12 protein-coding genes are annotated in these 14,103 nt (G+C 67.5%); 8 read left to right on the plus strand and 4 right to left on the minus strand.

What is annotated here, in order from left to right; all coding sequences use genetic code 11:
- Nucleotides 1-37: 37 nt before the first annotated feature.
- A complete protein-coding gene (locus VPH46_RS07770; RefSeq protein ID WP_416610240.1) occupies nt 38-1,255 on the plus strand; it encodes a sulfotransferase in 1,218 nt (405 codons plus the stop codon).
- Here the strand turns inward: VPH46_RS07770 and VPH46_RS07775 are convergent.
- The gene (locus VPH46_RS07775; protein ID WP_416610242.1) at nt 1,252-2,181 is read right to left on the minus strand and encodes an NAD(P)/FAD-dependent oxidoreductase; all 930 of its coding nucleotides are present in this window, start codon (nt 2,179-2,181) and stop codon (nt 1,252-1,254) included. The two genes, VPH46_RS07770 and VPH46_RS07775, sit on opposite strands and share 4 nt — an antisense overlap.
- Nucleotides 2,182-2,209: 28 nt before the next feature.
- On the opposite strand from VPH46_RS07775, the gene trmD reads away from it, so the two are divergent.
- The 4 genes from trmD (at nt 2,210) to VPH46_RS07795 (ending at nt 6,893) form a co-directional block, all read left to right on the plus strand.
- Complete coding sequence (gene trmD, locus VPH46_RS07780) at nt 2,210-2,953, plus strand: tRNA (guanosine(37)-N1)-methyltransferase TrmD (RefSeq protein ID WP_416610244.1); 744 nt, start codon at nt 2,210-2,212, stop codon at nt 2,951-2,953.
- Between the two features lies 1 nt (nt 2,954).
- A complete protein-coding gene (gene rplS, locus VPH46_RS07785) occupies nt 2,955-3,341 on the plus strand; it encodes a 50S ribosomal protein L19 (protein ID WP_125959757.1) in 387 nt (128 codons plus the stop codon).
- 203 nt (nt 3,342-3,544) lie between these two features.
- Nucleotides 3,545-5,800: a DPP IV N-terminal domain-containing protein gene (locus VPH46_RS07790; protein ID WP_416610279.1), complete on the plus strand. Its 2,256-nt coding sequence runs from the start codon at nt 3,545-3,547 to the stop codon at nt 5,798-5,800.
- A 64-nt stretch (nt 5,801-5,864) separates the two neighbouring features.
- Nucleotides 5,865-6,893 (plus strand): aspartate-semialdehyde dehydrogenase, encoded by a 1,029-nt coding sequence (locus VPH46_RS07795; RefSeq protein ID WP_416610246.1) that lies wholly within the window; start codon nt 5,865-5,867, stop codon nt 6,891-6,893.
- Nucleotides 6,894-6,935: 42 nt separating this feature from the next.
- On the opposite strand, the gene VPH46_RS07800 is transcribed toward VPH46_RS07795, so the two are convergent.
- Nucleotides 6,936-7,562: a YitT family protein gene (locus VPH46_RS07800; RefSeq protein WP_416610248.1), complete on the minus strand. Its 627-nt coding sequence runs from the start codon at nt 7,560-7,562 to the stop codon at nt 6,936-6,938.
- Nucleotides 7,563-7,710: 148 nt separating this feature from the next.
- Nucleotides 7,711-9,378: a M28 family metallopeptidase gene (locus VPH46_RS07805; protein ID WP_416610250.1), complete on the minus strand. Its 1,668-nt coding sequence runs from the start codon at nt 9,376-9,378 to the stop codon at nt 7,711-7,713.
- A gap of 118 nt (nt 9,379-9,496) precedes the next feature.
- Here VPH46_RS07805 and VPH46_RS07810 point away from each other — a divergent pair, with 118 nt between their 5' ends.
- From VPH46_RS07810 to VPH46_RS07820, 3 genes are read left to right on the plus strand one after another with little or no spacing between them, the layout of a single operon-like run.
- Entirely contained in the window at nt 9,497-9,940 is a 444-nt protein-coding gene (locus VPH46_RS07810; RefSeq protein WP_416610252.1) for a GFA family protein, read from the plus strand.
- Complete coding sequence (locus tag VPH46_RS07815) at nt 9,921-10,682, plus strand: alpha/beta fold hydrolase (protein WP_416610254.1); 762 nt, start codon at nt 9,921-9,923, stop codon at nt 10,680-10,682. The genes VPH46_RS07810 and VPH46_RS07815 overlap by 20 nt, the downstream gene beginning before the upstream one ends.
- A 56-nt stretch (nt 10,683-10,738) precedes the next feature.
- The gene (locus VPH46_RS07820; protein WP_416610256.1) at nt 10,739-12,574 is read left to right on the plus strand and encodes a M2 family metallopeptidase; all 1,836 of its coding nucleotides are present in this window, start codon (nt 10,739-10,741) and stop codon (nt 12,572-12,574) included.
- A gap of 71 nt (nt 12,575-12,645) precedes the next feature.
- Here the strand turns inward: VPH46_RS07820 and VPH46_RS07825 are convergent, their stop codons facing one another.
- The gene (locus VPH46_RS07825) at nt 12,646-14,082 is read right to left on the minus strand and encodes an AMP nucleosidase (RefSeq protein WP_125959749.1); all 1,437 of its coding nucleotides are present in this window, start codon (nt 14,080-14,082) and stop codon (nt 12,646-12,648) included.
- Nucleotides 14,083-14,103: the final 21 nt, after the last annotated feature.

Below are 14,103 nucleotides of genomic sequence, written 5' to 3' on the forward strand. Positions count from 1 at the left end.
CGTCGCCCCTGCCGCGCAGCACCGCCGGAACGCCCGCGTGAGCGAGCTGCTGGAAAAGGCATGGAGCCGAGGCTGGCTTTCGCGACCCGTTCTGGAGCCGGATCATCTGATCGCCGCCGCTCGCGCGAGAACCGGCCTGCAGGAGCTGGGAAGCGGCAGCGGGTGGGAGGACCGGCTGGAGCGGCTGACCGGGGCACTGCGGGAGGAGGCGGCGCTGTCGCCGCTCGGGACGGTGATCGCCTATGGCCAACTGGTCGCAGCCCTTGCCGATCGGGCGCGCGTCCATGCGCTCTGGCGGCGGCATCCGGAAATCCTCGACCAACCTATTCCCCGGCCGATCATCGTGCTGGGGCAGATGCGCTCGGGGAGCACGCGAATGCAGCGGCTGCTCGCCTGCGATCCCCGGCTGGCGCACACCCGCTTCTTCGAAAGCTGGAACCCGGTGCCGATCGCGCGGCGCCGCTGGCTCGACGACCGGCGGGTGCGGGCATGGATCGGCCTGCGCTGTGCGAAATGGCTGAACCCCGAGTTCCGCATCATCCATCCGACCGCCCTGGAGGCGGCGGACGAGGAGATCGGACTGCACAACGTATCGATCTTCGGCGCGGCGTTCGAGGCGCAGTGGCGCATCCCGAGCTTCGCCGCTGTCAGCGAGGCGATGGATACGCGCCCCGTTTATGCCGAGTTCAAGCGGCTGTTGCAGACGGTGGCGTGGCTCCGGAAGGGGCGAGAGGACCGGGAGCGCCGACCGTGGGTGCTCAAGCTCCCCCAGTTCGCGCAGGATCTGGACTCGCTGCTAGAGGCCTTCCCGGACGCACGGCTCGTCTGCCTCGACCGGCCGGCATCGGCCGTGGTCGCATCCTCGGCATCGCTGGTGCACAGCCAGATGCGCGTGCAATCGGACCACGTCGACCGCCACTGGATCGGGGCGGAGTGGGTGCGCAAGGTGGCGTTGCGGGAGCGGCGGATGCGGGCGGCGCGCGCGGCGGCGGACGTGCCGCAGGTGGACGTCGGCTTCGATGCGATCGGCGAAGATTGGGAGCGGGAGATGCAGCGGGTCTATCGCATGCTCGGCCTGTCGCTGACAGAAGAAGTGCGAAGCCGGATGCAGCGCTACCTGGACCAGCGGCGGCACCGCCGGCTGGCGGGCCACCGCTATGCGCTCGGCGACTTCGGCCTGAGCGAGGCCGAAGTCGAACGGGCGGTGCGCGGTGCAGAGGGCACCGCGCCGGAGAAGCTACGCGTCTTGGGCTAGCGCCAGAGCGGGGACTGCTCGCTCAGCGTGTTGCGGATCGTGGTGGCAGCGACGCCCGCTTCGCCCATGGCATGGCTGATCTGGTCCAGGCCCTTCACCACGTCCCCCGCGGCGAACAGGCCCGGGACGGAGGTGCGCTGGTGGTCGTCGACCTCCAGGCAGCCGTCCTCGCTCGCCCGCGCGCCTGCCTCCACCGCCAGGTGCGAGCGGATGCGGGAGCCGAGCGCGGGATAGACGCTGTCGAAGGCCATCCGCCCGCCGGCGGTGTCGAGCGCCAGTTGATCCCCCTCGATCGCGAAGCCGCCGCAGGGCCCGTCCACCCGCTGGATTCCGGCGGCATCCAGCTTCGCCGCGCAGGCGTCGTCCAGCCCATGCTCGGCTTCCGGCGCGATCAGCGTCACGTCGCGGGTATAGCCGCGCAGGAACAGCGCCTCGCGCATGCCGTGATCGCCGGTGCCGATCACGCCCACGCGCTTGTCCGTCACCTCATAGCCGTCGCAGATCGGGCAATAGCGGAGCAGCCCGCGTGCGAGCGCGGCATCGTGAACGTCGTTCGGGAGGCTCTTGGGCCGGTGGTTCACCACGCCGGTCGCCAGCAGCACGGTGCGGGCGCGCGCCACCCGGTTGCCGACGCGCACGACGAACCCGTCCTCCTCGCGGGCGAGGCCGGTGACCTCCGCAAGCTCCCGATGGGCGCCGTAACGCTTGGCCTGGACGTACATCAGCCGGAGCAGATCGGTGCCCTTGATCCCTTCGGGGTAGCCAGCGTGATTGCGCGTGCACGGGATCATCGCCGCGCGGCTGGAGCCGCAGTCGAACAGCCGGATCGAGAGGTGGAAGCGCGCCAGGTAGATGGCGGCGGTGAGGCCGGCGGGGCCTGCGCCGATGATGATGCAGTCGTCGCGCTGCGTCTCGGAACTTGTCATCCTGTCTCCATCGGTCAATGGGGCGGGCATGTCCTTTGCCGCAACCGTCCTAACGCTTTACCCGGAGATGTTTCCCGGCCCGCTCGGCACTTCGCTCGCCGGCCGGGCGCTGCGCGAGGGCCGCTGGTCGCTGGAGACGGTGCAGATTCGCGACTTCGCGACCGACAAGCACCGCTCGGTGGATGACACGCCGGCTGGCGGCGGGGCGGGGATGGTGATGCGCGCCGATGTGCTTGCCGCCGCCCTCGACAGCGTCGCCGGAAACGGGGTCGATGGGCGCCCGGTGATCGCGATGAGCCCGCGCGGACGCCCGCTCGACCAGCAGCGGGTGCGGGAACTGGCGCAGGGGCCGGGCGTCACCGTGCTGTGCGGCCGGTTCGAGGGCTATGACGAGCGCCTGTTCGAGGCGCGCGACATCGAGCTGGTGTCGATCGGCGACTATGTGCTGTCGGGCGGGGAGATGGGCGCGCTGGTCCTGCTGGATGCTTGCATTCGGCTGCTTCCAGGCGTAATGGGCGCCGCTTCAAGCGGGGATGACGAGAGCTTCGAAACGGGGCTGCTCGAATACCCGCAATATACCCGACCAGTGACATGGGAAGGGCGCACGATCCCCGAAGTGCTGCGATCGGGGGATCATGCGAAGATCGCGGCCTGGCGAAAGCACAGGGCCGAGGTCGATACACGGCTACGGAGGCCGGATCTGTGGGAGCGCCATGAGGGCGCTCGGGTCCGACCTCCCTCTGGCGCGCGGCGACATGACGAGGAAGACTGACATGAACCTCATCCAGACGCTCGAAGCCGAGCAGATCGCCAAGTTCAACGAGGCGAAGAAGATTCCGGAATTCCGCGCGGGCGACACGCTGCGCGTCGGCGTGAAGGTCGTCGAAGGCGAGCGCACCCGCGTCCAGAACTACGAGGGCGTGTGCATCGCGCGCTCGAACAAGGGCATGGGCTCGTCGTTCACCGTTCGCAAGATCAGCTTTGGTGAGGGCGTCGAGCGCGTCTTCCCGCTGTACTCGCCGAACATCGACTCGGTCGAGGTGGTTCGCCGCGGCGTGGTGCGTCGTGCGAAGCTCTATTACCTGCGTGGCCGCACCGGCAAGTCGGCGCGTATCGCCGAGCGTCGCGACCCGCGCCCGACGGCTGCTGCCGCCGAGTAACGGCCGGCACCCATCGGTTCCGCTTTGGGGGCGTGGAGGGCGACAGCCTTCCGCGCCCCTTTTGCGTGCGCGCTGTTCCTGAAGGCGAACCAGCGCTTTACCCGGGGCTCCTGCGCCGCGATAACGCGGCCGTCGCCTGCGTCCGCAGGCGTGTTCCACGGAGACGCGACGGGATGTTGAGATGGGTGTTGGGCGTTGCCATGATGACGAGCGGAACCGCTGCCATGGCTGCTGATCTGGCCCGATCGCCACAGCCGGCGGCGGTGACGCAGGCAGCGCAGGACGCGCAGCAGACGCTGACGCTCGCGCGTGTGTTCGGCAGCCCCGACCTCAACGGCACCGCGCCGCGCAACCTGCAGATCTCACCCGACGGCCGCTATGTGACGGTGCTGCGCAACCGTGCGGACGAGAAGGAGCGCTTTGACCTCTGGGCGATGGACACGACCTCCGGCGAGTGGCGGATGCTGGTCGATTCCAAGAAGGTCGGATCGGGCGCCGAACTGTCGGAGGCCGAGAAGATGCAGCGCGAGCGTGCGCGCATCGCAGGATCGCGCGGTATCGTCGCCTATGACTTCGCGCCCGACGGACAGTCGATCCTGGTGCCGCTGGACGGCGACCTGTTCCTGGCAACCCTCGACGGTCAGGTCCGCCGCCTGACCGAGACCCAGGCGGGCGAGCTCAACCCGCTGGTGAGCCCCAAGGGCCGCTTCGTCAGCTTCGTCCGCGACCAGAATCTGTTCGTGCAGCCGCTCGCAGGCGGCGCGGCGCAGGCGGTGACGACCGAAGGCGCGGGCACCGTCCACTTCGGCGAGGCCGAGTTCGTGGCGCAGGAGGAAATGCACCGCAACACCGGCTATTGGTGGTCGCCCGACGAACGCTACATCGCGGTCGAGCGCTTCGACGAGGCGCCGGTGAAGGTGTTCAGCCGCGCCGCGATCGGCGCCACCGGCACCAAGGTCTATGACCAGCGCTACCCTGCGGCAGGCACGCCCAACGCATTGGTCGACCTCTATGTCATGAAGCCGGACGGCTCAGGCAAGGTGAAGGTCGACCTGGGCAGCGATCCCGACATCTATCTCGCGCGCGTCGACTGGCTGCCGGACGGCTCGGCGATGCTGGTCCAGCGCCAGACCCGCGACCAGAAGCGGCTCGACATGCTGCGGGTGGACCCTGCCACCGGCAAGTCGACCGTGCTGTTCACCGAGACCGCGGGCGAACGCAGCTGGATCAACCTGTCCGACGCCTATCGCGTGATGAAGGACGGCAGCCTCATCTGGCGATCGGAGCGCGACGGCTTCGGCCATCTTTACCGCTGGAAGGCGGGCAAGTGGACTCAGCTGACCAAGGGTGACTGGGTCGTCCAGTCGCTGGTCGGCTTCGATGAGGCGAAGGGCCGGCTGTTCTTCACCGGCAACAAGGACGACGTGCTCGAGCAGCATCTCTATGCGCTAGACCTCAAGCGGCCGGGCACCGTCACCCGGCTCACCGAAAAGGGCTGGTGGAACGGCGCCACCATGGACGGGGCGGCGAGCCGCTTCCTGATCACGCGCTCCAGCCCGAGTCAGCCGGCGCAGGTCTATCTGGCGGACGTCACGGGCAAGCGGATCGCGTGGATCAACGAGAACGCCATCGGCCCGGACCACCCCTATTATCCGTTCGCCGCCAGCCATCGCCAGACGCAGTTCGGCACCATCAAGGCCGCCGACGGATCGACGCTGCACTGGGAGATGATCACGCCGCCGCTGGAGCCGGGCAAGAAATACCCGGTGTTCTTCCAGCATTACGGCGGTCCCGGCACTGGGCAGCAGGTGACGCGCGGCTGGCAGGGCGCCTTGCCGCAGTATCTGGTCGACCAGGGGTGGATCTTCTTCCAGATCGACAATCGCGGCTCGTACAACCGCGGCACGGCGTTCGAGAACCAGCTCTATCACGCGATGGGGACGGTCGAGGTCGAGGACCAGCTGGCGGGCGCCAACTACCTAAAGACGCTGCCTTTCGTGGATCGGGCCAAGATCGCGACCTATGGCTGGTCCTATGGCGGCTATCTGTCGCTCAAGATGCTGGAGAAGACGCCGGGCGTGTACGCGGCGGCAGTGGCGGGCGCGCCGGTCACCGACTGGGGGCTCTACGACACGCATTATACGGAGCGGTACCTGGGCGATCCGCGCACCGATCCGCAGAGCTATGCGTCGTCGGGCGTGGTGACGGAGGCGTCGAAGATCCGTGATCCGCTGCTGCTGATCCACGGCATGGCGGACGACAACGTGTTCCTCGACAACTCGACGCTGTTCGCGGCGGAGATGCAGCGGACGGCGACGCCGTTCGAGATGATGTTCTATCCCGGCAACACCCATCGGGTCGGCGGGCCGGGCGTCAGCGAGCACCTGTGGAAGACGATCCTGTCGTTCCTGGATCGTAATGTTGTTGCGCCAAAGCCGCAGAACGCGGCAGCAAAGTAACGCTTGGTTGCCGCGGGGCTGGAGACAGTCTAGCGCCGCGGCGACAATGCGAGTGGAGTAAGTGATGGGCTATCGGGTGGTGGTCGCAGGCGCGACCGGGAATGTCGGGCGGGAGATGCTCAACATCCTGGCGGAGCGCGAGTTTCCGATCGACGAACTGGCGGTGCTCGCCTCGTCGCGGTCGGTCGGCGACACGGTCGACTTTGGCGAGACCGGCAAGCAGTACAAGATCCAGAACATCGAGCATTTCGATCCCACCGGCTGGGACATGGCGCTGTTCGCGATCGGCTCCGAAGCGACCAAGGTCTACGCGCCCAAATTCGCCGCCGCCGGCTGCACGGTGATCGACAATTCGTCGCTGTACCGCATGGACCCGGACGTGCCGCTGATCGTGCCGGAGGTGAACCCCGAGGCGATCGACGGCTATCGCGCGAAGAACATCATCGCCAACCCGAACTGCTCGACCGCGCAGATGGTGGTGGCATTGAAGCCGCTGCACGACGCCGCCAAGATCAAGCGCGTCGTCGTCGCGACCTACCAGTCGGTGTCCGGCGCGGGCAAGGCGGGCATGGACGAGCTGTTCGAGCAGAGCCGCAACATCTTCGTCGGCGATCCGGCCGAGGCGAAGAAGTTCACCAAGCAGATCGCCTTCAACGTGATCCCGCACATCGACAGCTTCCTGGACGACGGCTCGACCAAGGAAGAGTGGAAGATGGTGGTCGAGACCAAGAAGATCCTGGACCCCAAGGTCAAGGTGGTCGCCACCTGCGTGCGCGTGCCAGTGTTTGTCGGCCATTCGGAAGCGATCAACATCGAGTTCGAGAACGAGATCTCGGCCGAGGAAGCGCAGAACATCCTGCGCGAGGCGCCCGGCGTCATGCTGGTCGATAAGCGCGAGGACGGCGGCTACATCACGCCGATCGAAAGCGTGGGCGAGTTCGCGACCTATATCAGCCGCGTCCGCGAGGACTCGACCGTGGAGAACGGCCTGGCGCTGTGGTGCGTCAGCGACAACCTGCGGAAAGGTGCCGCGCTGAACGCGGTGCAGATCGCCGAGCTGCTCGGCCGCCGGCACCTCAAGAAGGCCGCCTGACGCTCTGGCTGCCCCGGCTCCGCGTCGGGGCGGCCACGCCGCTCAATAGCCGGTGTAGCGGCCCGGCCGATGCCATGCGATCAGGATGCCGCTGATCGCCGCGGCGCTCAGGATCGACCAGCCGAGTTGCTGGGCCGACACCACCGGGATTGCCAGCGCGAGGATCACCACGTCGAGCGCGATCTGGGTTCGCCCTGCGTTCCAACCGCGTTCGCGTTGCAGCCACAGCGTCAGCACACCGGTCCCGCCGACGGCGGCGTCATGGCGGGCGAGCGACAGGATCCCCATGCCGATCACGGTTCCGCCGACCAGCGCCGCGAATAACGGGTGCACGGTACCGACTTCGAAGGCGTAGGGCCGGATCGCGGAGAACAGCGCGATGCCCGCGTTCACCGCGATCGAGCGCAGCGTGAAGCGCGCGCCCATCACCTTCCAAGCGAAGGCGAAGAAGGGCAGGTTGATGATGGTGAACAGCACGCCCGGCGGAAGCGGCACGAGATAGGAGACGAGCAGCGCGATCCCCGCGATGCCGCCCGTCACCAGCCCCGCCGCTTTCAGGAACACCAGCCCCAGCACCAGCAGCGTGCAGCCGACGAACATCGCATAGAGATCCTCCGCACTGCTGTGCGGGATGCCGTCGTGAGGGGAGGGGCGGCGGGCAGACGTCATCAAGGGCTCCGAAAAGGGGGCCTCGGCAGGACATGCCTCTCCTGATGCGCTTGTTTTGACGGGCTCTTATCGCCGGCTCGGCGCTGCGTCCATGGGACGTGCCACCGGAGCCGGTGGGAGCGGCGCCCAGCCGCTCCCGATCACGGTCTTACTTGCGCTGGGACGCGGTCTCCTCACGGGTGGCGCGGAATTCGCTGTCGGCGGACCAGTTCGGCCAGACCCGCCCGTTCGCCAGGCGATCGCCGAGATTGTAGAGCAGCGTGAGGTCGCCTTCCCAGCTGCTGGTGTTCCAGCTGGCATCATATTCGTCCGCAGGCTGGTGGTACCGGTCGCGGGTGTAGAGGTCGCTCAACTCCTTGCCGCGCGCGGCACCACCGTTCACGAGTTCCTGGCCCGCGTCATAGGAGATGGCCGGCACGCCACGCTTGGCGAAGGGGAAATGGTCCGAGCGATAGAAGCTCCCCGCTTCCGGCCGCGCCTCGGGCGTGTAGTGGCGGCCGAACTTGGCGGCTTCCTCGGTCAGCATGGTCAGCAGGTCGAGCTTGGCCGCACCCGAAATGCTGAAGTCGGTCGTCTTCTCGACCGCGAACGGACCGTCCATGTTGATCGCGCCCACCGTAGTGGCGAGCGGCCGGAGCGGGTTGTCGGCGTAATATTCGGAGCCGAGCAGCCCCTTTTCCTCCGCTGTCACCGCCAGGAACAGGATCGACCGGTCGGGCTTCGGTCCCTTGCCATAGGCACGAGCGAGTTCCATCAGCGCCGCGGTGCCCGACGCATTGTCGAGCGCGCCGTTGTAGATGGTATCGCCCTTCGCATCCGGGGCGCCGATGCCCAGGTGATCCCAGTGCGCCGAGTAGATCACGGTCTCGTCCGGGTGGCGGCTGCCGGGCAGGATGCCGGCCACGTTGTGCGAGGTGATGATCTCCGGCTTTACCTGGTAGCTGGCGGTCATCGTCGCCTTGAGCGGCATGGGCCGGAAGTTCGCCTTGCGCGCCGCGGCCTTTGCCGCCTCGAAGTCGGTGCCGGACGCCTTGAACAATTCGGCGGCGAGGTCCTCCTGGATCCAGCCTTCCATCGGCGTGTGCGCGGCTGCGGGGTTCGCGCGGACGATGTCGAACATGGTGTTGGTGTTCGAGTTCTTGACCGTCGCCCAGCCGTAGGAGGCGGGCTCGCTCTCGTGGATCACCAGCACGCCGGCCGCGCCCTGGCGCGCGGCTTCCTCGTACTTGTAGGTCCAGCGGCCGTAATAGGTCATCAGCCGGCCGCCGAAGTCGCCTTCGCCGCCCTCGAAATCGGGGTCGTTGACGAGCACGACCATGATCTTGCCCTTGAGATCGACGCCCTTGAAGTCGTCCCAGTTGCGCTCCGGCGCCTTCACGCCATAGCCGACGAACACCAGCGGTGCCGCGTTCAGCTGGACCGAGGTCTGGCCGGTCGAGGCCGCGCGCACCGCGATCTCGTTGCCCTGGGTGAGCGGCTTGTTCGCGCCGCCGATCGCCATCGCCAGGCTGGGCGTGCCGACGATGTCGGAGCGCAGCAGCGGCACGTCCTGGAACCAGCTGCCCTTGTCGCCGGCCGGCTTCAGCCCCGCCGCCTTGAACTGCGCGGCGATGTACTCGATCGTCTTGGTTTCGGCGCGGGTGGCGGGACCGCGACCCTCATACTCGTCGCTCGACAGCGTCTTGATGTCGTTGGAGACGCGCGCGACGTCGAAGCTGGGCTTCTTGGCGGGGGCGGCGATTGCTGCGGTGGACGTCCCGACAAGCGCGGCGAGTGCAAGGAGACGCAGAGAAGGGTGCGTGGAACGGAAGGGCATGGGCGGAACGACTCCTGGCGAAGCAACGGATGGCAGGGGGCGGACGCCCCTTCGACAATGATGCCCAAGCGGCGCACAATGTCGAGGTGGTCCAGCAAACGGGTGCAGGAGAAGCGCGATGCGCGAGACGGTTTCGGGCGGGTGCCAGTGCGGGCGGGTGCGCTATCGCGTGACCATCCACGACGACGATGCCTATCTCTGCCACTGTCGCATGTGCCAGCGGGCGACCGGCGGCGTCTCGATCGCGTTCAAGAACGTCCGCAAGGCGGAGGTGGTGTGGGAGCAGGAGCCCGATCGCTATGCCTCTTCCCCGATCGCCAGCCGCGGCTTCTGTCGGGAATGCGGTACGCCGCTGACGTTCGAGTTCCCGGACAGCGAGAACCTGGACTTGACGGTCGGCAGCTTCGATGCGCCGGGCCGCTTTCAGCCGCGCCACCACTTCGGGGTGGAGAGTTGGCACCCGCAATGGCTCGACACACGCGGGCTGCCCGAATATCGCGCCGACGAGAACCCGAACACGCGCGACAGGTGGATGAAAATCGTTGGCAGACTTCCCGACTGAGACGCACCGCTTCCAGAGCTTCGACGGCACCGAGATTGCCTGGCATGAGGGCGGCGAGGGCCGTCCGCTCCTGCTGATCCACGGCTATTTCAGCGACGCCTACACCAACTGGATCCGCTACGGCCACGCCGCCAAGATTGCCGCCAAGGGTTATCGGGTCATCATGCCGGACCTGCGTGCGCATGGGCACAGCGCCCGTCCGCATGATCCTGCCGCCTATCCCGCGGACGCGCTTGCGCAGGACGGCGAGGCGCTGGTCCGGCACCTTGGCCTCAGCGACTATGACCTTGCCGGCTATTCGCTGGGCGGGCGCACCGCGGTGCGGATGGTCGCGCGTGGTGCGGCGCCGGCCAAGCTGGTGGTCGCGGGGATGGGGCTGGAGGGGCTGACCGGCACCAGCGGCCGGGCCGATCACTTCCGCAACATCCTCACCAATCTCGGGAAGCACGAACGCGGGACCCCCGAGTGGCTGGCCGAGGCTTTCCTGAAGACCACCAAGGGCGACCCGATCGCGCTGCTCGGCATCCTCGACACTTTCGTGGATACGTCTCGCGAGGCGATCGCCGCGATCCAACAGCCGACGCTGGTGGTCGCGGGCGAGGAGGACAGCGACAACGGCAGCCATGCCGCGCTCGCGGACTTGCTGCCGAACGCCACGCTGCGCGAAGTCCCGGGCGGGCACATGAGCGCGGTGACCAAGCCGGAGCTGGGCCAGGCGATCGCGGACTTCCTGGGCGCTTGACCGCGGGCGGGGCGGGCGCGCAGGTTGCGCGCATTCGTTCCGTACCCGGGGGTTCCATGTTCCGTACCGCTGCCTCGACGCTTGCCGTCGCCCTCTCGCTTGCCGCTGCCGCACCGGCGTTCGCGCAGACCGCGCCCGCCACCACCAGCGCCGCTCCCACCGCCGCCGATGCCGACGCGCTGGTCGCGCGCGCCGAGAAGGAGTTTGCCGACTATTCGCTCGATGCCTCGCGCATCGCCTGGGTGAACGCGACCTACATCACCGACGACACCGATGCGCTGGCCGCGAAGTCGGGCGCGATCGGCACCGAGATGGGCGTGCGCTATGCGCTGGAGGCAGCGAAGTTCGACGGCGTGAAGGGCCTGTCCTACGACACCCGCCGCAAGCTGGACATCCTGAAGAACGGCCTCACGCTGCCCGCCCCGACCCGGCCGGGTGCCGCCCAGCAGCTGTCCGACATCAGCACCCGCATGGCATCCTCCTACGGCAAGGGGCGGGGCACCAAGGGTGGCCAGCCGATCAACGGATCGGACATCGAGGCGGCGATGGGCAGCAGCCGCGACCCCAATGAGCTCAAGGAGATGTGGGTCAGCTGGCACGACAATGTCGGCGCACCGATGCGCAAGGACTATGCCCAGATGGTGGGCATCGCCAATGAGGGCGCGAAGGAACTCGGCTTCTCCGACGTCGGCGCGATGTGGCGTTCGGGCTACGACATGCCGCCCGAGCAGTTCGCGCAGATGGCCGACAAGCTGTGGAAGGAGGTCGAGCCGCTCTACCTCTCGCTCCACACCTATGTCCGCTGGAAGCTGAACGAGAAGTACGGCGACGCCGTCCAGGCGAAGACCGGGCCGATCCGCGCCGACCTGCTCGGCAACATGTGGGCGCAGGAATGGGGCAACATCTATGACGTGGTCGCCCCCGCGGGCACGGGGGACCTCGGCTACGACATCGGCGACCTGCTGACGGCCAAGAACTACGATCCGGTGAAGATGGTGAAGGCCGGCGAGGGCTTCTACTCCTCGCTCGGCTTCGCGCCGCTGCCCGAGACCTTCTGGCAGCGTTCGCAGATCGTGAAGCCGGCGGACCGCGAGGTGATCTGCCACGCCTCCGCCTGGGACATCGACAGCAAGGACGACATCCGCATCAAGATGTGCACCAAGGTGAACTCGGACGACTTCGTCACGATCCACCATGAGCTTGGGCACAACTACTACCAGCGTGCCTACAACCGGCAGCCGTTCCTCTACATGAACGGCGCCAACGACGGATTCCACGAGGCGATCGGCGACTTCGTCGCGCTGTCGATCACGCCGGACTATCTGGTGAACATCAACCTGCTCGATCGCGCGCAGATGCCGGGCGCCGAGAAGGACATCGGCCTGCTGCTCCGCCAGGCGATGGACAAGGTCGCGTTCCTGCCGTTCGGCCTCTTGATGGACAAGTGGCGCTGGGGCGTCTTCTCCGGCCAGATCCCGACCGGCGGATATCAGAAGGGCTGGGACGCGCTGCGCCTCCAGTACCAGGGCATCGTGCCGCCGGTGGCGCGCGATGAAAGCCGCTTCGATCCGGGCGGCAAGTACCACATCCCGGGCAACACCCCGTATGCCCGCTACTTCCTGGCGCGCATCCTCCAGTTCCAGTTCTACAAGGCGGCGTGCGACCAGGCCGGCTGGAAGGGCCCGCTGCACCGCTGCTCCTTCTTCGGCAACAAGGAGGTCGGCGCTCGGCTGAACAAGATGCTGGAGATGGGTGCCTCCAAGCCCTGGCCGGAGGCGCTGCAGGCGTTCACCGGCACCCGCGAGATGAGCGGCAAGGCGATGGTCGACTATTTCGCGCCGCTCAAGACGTGGCTCGACCAGCAGAACAAGGGCAAGCCCCAGGGGTGGTAAACGACAAGGGGCTTGCACGGCGCACACCGTGCAAGCCCCTTGTTAGTCCCCTGACTTCCGTCAGGGTCGCCTCACCGGAAGGGCGGTTCGTTGAACGCGCGCAGCTTGCGGCTGTGGAGGCGGTTGCCTTCGCGCCGCAGTTCCTCGCAGGTCTCGATGCCGATCCGCATGTGCTCGTTGATCGCGCGCTCGTAGAAGCGGTTGGCCTGGCCCGGCAGCTTCAACTCACCGTGGAGCGGCTTGTCCGACACGCACAGCAGCGTGCCGTAGGGGACGCGGAAGCGATAGCCCTGCGCCGCGATGGTGGCGGACTCCATGTCGATGCCCACCGCCCGGCTGAGCGAGAAACGCAGCGCCGAGCGGGAGAATTGCAGCTCCCAGTTGCGGTCGTCGGTGGTGACGATGGTGCCGGTGCGCAGCCGCCGCTTGAGCTCGTCGCCCGACTGGCCCGACACCGTCTCCGCGGCGCGCGCGAGCGCCTGCTGGACCTCGGCGATGGCCGGTACCGGGATTTCGGGCGGCAGCACGTCGTCGAGGATGTGGTCGTCGCGCAGATAGGCGTGCGCGAGCACATAGTCGCCGATCCGCTGGCTGGGCCGCAGGCCGCCGCAATGGCCGATCATCAGCCACGCCTCCGGCCGCATCACGGCCAGGTGATCGCAGATCGTCTTTGCGTTGGAGGGGCCGACGCCGATGTTGACCAGCGTGATGCCGCTGCGATCCGGCGCCATCAGGTGATAGGCCGGCATCTGGTGCCGCCGCCAGGCGCTGTCCGTCACCAGCTTGTCGACATCGTCGCCCGCGGACATCATCAGCCCGCCGGCGCCGGACACCCCGGTGTAGCGGCTGCCTTCGCCGAGCTGCGAGCAGGCCCAGCGGACGAACTCGTCGACATAGCGGTGGTAGTTGGTGAACAGCACGTAGCGCTGGATGTGCTCGGGCGGGGTGCCGGTATAGTGGCGTAGCCGCGCGAGCGAGAAGTCGGTGCGCAGCGCGTCGAATAGCGCGAGCGGGCGGTTCCCGTCCTCGTGGATCCAGAGGCCGTCGGCGATCTCGTCGCCGATATGCGCGAGTTCGGTCGCCGGGAAGTGCCGCGCGAGTTCGGCGGCGGTCACCTGGTCGAGGCTCAGCGCATGGCCGGCGTCGAGCACATAGGCGAAGGGGATTTCCTGCCGGCTTTGCGCGACGCTCACCTCGACGTCGTGGCTCTCCATGATCAGCGACAGCTGTTCCTGGAGATAGTCGGAGAACATCGCCGGCTTGGTCACCGTGATGCGGTACTCGCCGGGCACGTTCAGGCGCGCGAACGACCGCATCGGCGTCGGCAGGTCGCCGCCGCCGCGATAGCTCAGCCGGAGTTCGGGATAGGCGAAGGTGCCGTCCAGGCGGGAGGAGCTCGGCGGCGGCGTACGATCGCGAAGATAGGTGTCGAGGGCGCTCCGCAGCCGATCCACGGAAGCATTATAGAGTCGATCCAGGCGATCGACGATGTCTGAAGCTTGCGTCATCCTCTGCCGCTAAAGCGTTCG

Source organism: Sphingomonas sp. MJ1 (PH-R8) (genome assembly GCF_048058635.1).
Classification (GTDB): domain Bacteria; phylum Pseudomonadota; class Alphaproteobacteria; order Sphingomonadales; family Sphingomonadaceae; genus Sphingomonas.

Excerpts from the sequence above, each read along its gene's own strand:
- VPH46_RS07775 (WP_416610242.1), bottom strand. The coding sequence starts at position 2,181 with ATGACAAGTTCCGAGACGCAGCGCGACGACTGCATCATCATCGGCGCA.
- trmD (WP_416610244.1), top strand. The coding sequence starts at position 2,210 with ATGTCCTTTGCCGCAACCGTCCTAACGCTTTACCCGGAGATGTTTCCC.
- rplS (WP_125959757.1), top strand. The coding sequence starts at position 2,955 with ATGAACCTCATCCAGACGCTCGAAGCCGAGCAGATCGCCAAGTTCAAC.
- VPH46_RS07790 (WP_416610279.1), top strand. The coding sequence starts at position 3,545 with ATGACGAGCGGAACCGCTGCCATGGCTGCTGATCTGGCCCGATCGCCA.
- VPH46_RS07795 (WP_416610246.1), top strand. The coding sequence starts at position 5,865 with ATGGGCTATCGGGTGGTGGTCGCAGGCGCGACCGGGAATGTCGGGCGG.
- VPH46_RS07800 (WP_416610248.1), bottom strand. The coding sequence starts at position 7,562 with ATGACGTCTGCCCGCCGCCCCTCCCCTCACGACGGCATCCCGCACAGC.
- VPH46_RS07805 (WP_416610250.1), bottom strand. The coding sequence starts at position 9,378 with ATGCCCTTCCGTTCCACGCACCCTTCTCTGCGTCTCCTTGCACTCGCC.
- VPH46_RS07810 (WP_416610252.1), top strand. The coding sequence starts at position 9,497 with ATGCGCGAGACGGTTTCGGGCGGGTGCCAGTGCGGGCGGGTGCGCTAT.
- VPH46_RS07820 (WP_416610256.1), top strand. The coding sequence starts at position 10,739 with ATGTTCCGTACCGCTGCCTCGACGCTTGCCGTCGCCCTCTCGCTTGCC.
- VPH46_RS07825 (WP_125959749.1), bottom strand. The coding sequence starts at position 14,082 with ATGACGCAAGCTTCAGACATCGTCGATCGCCTGGATCGACTCTATAAT.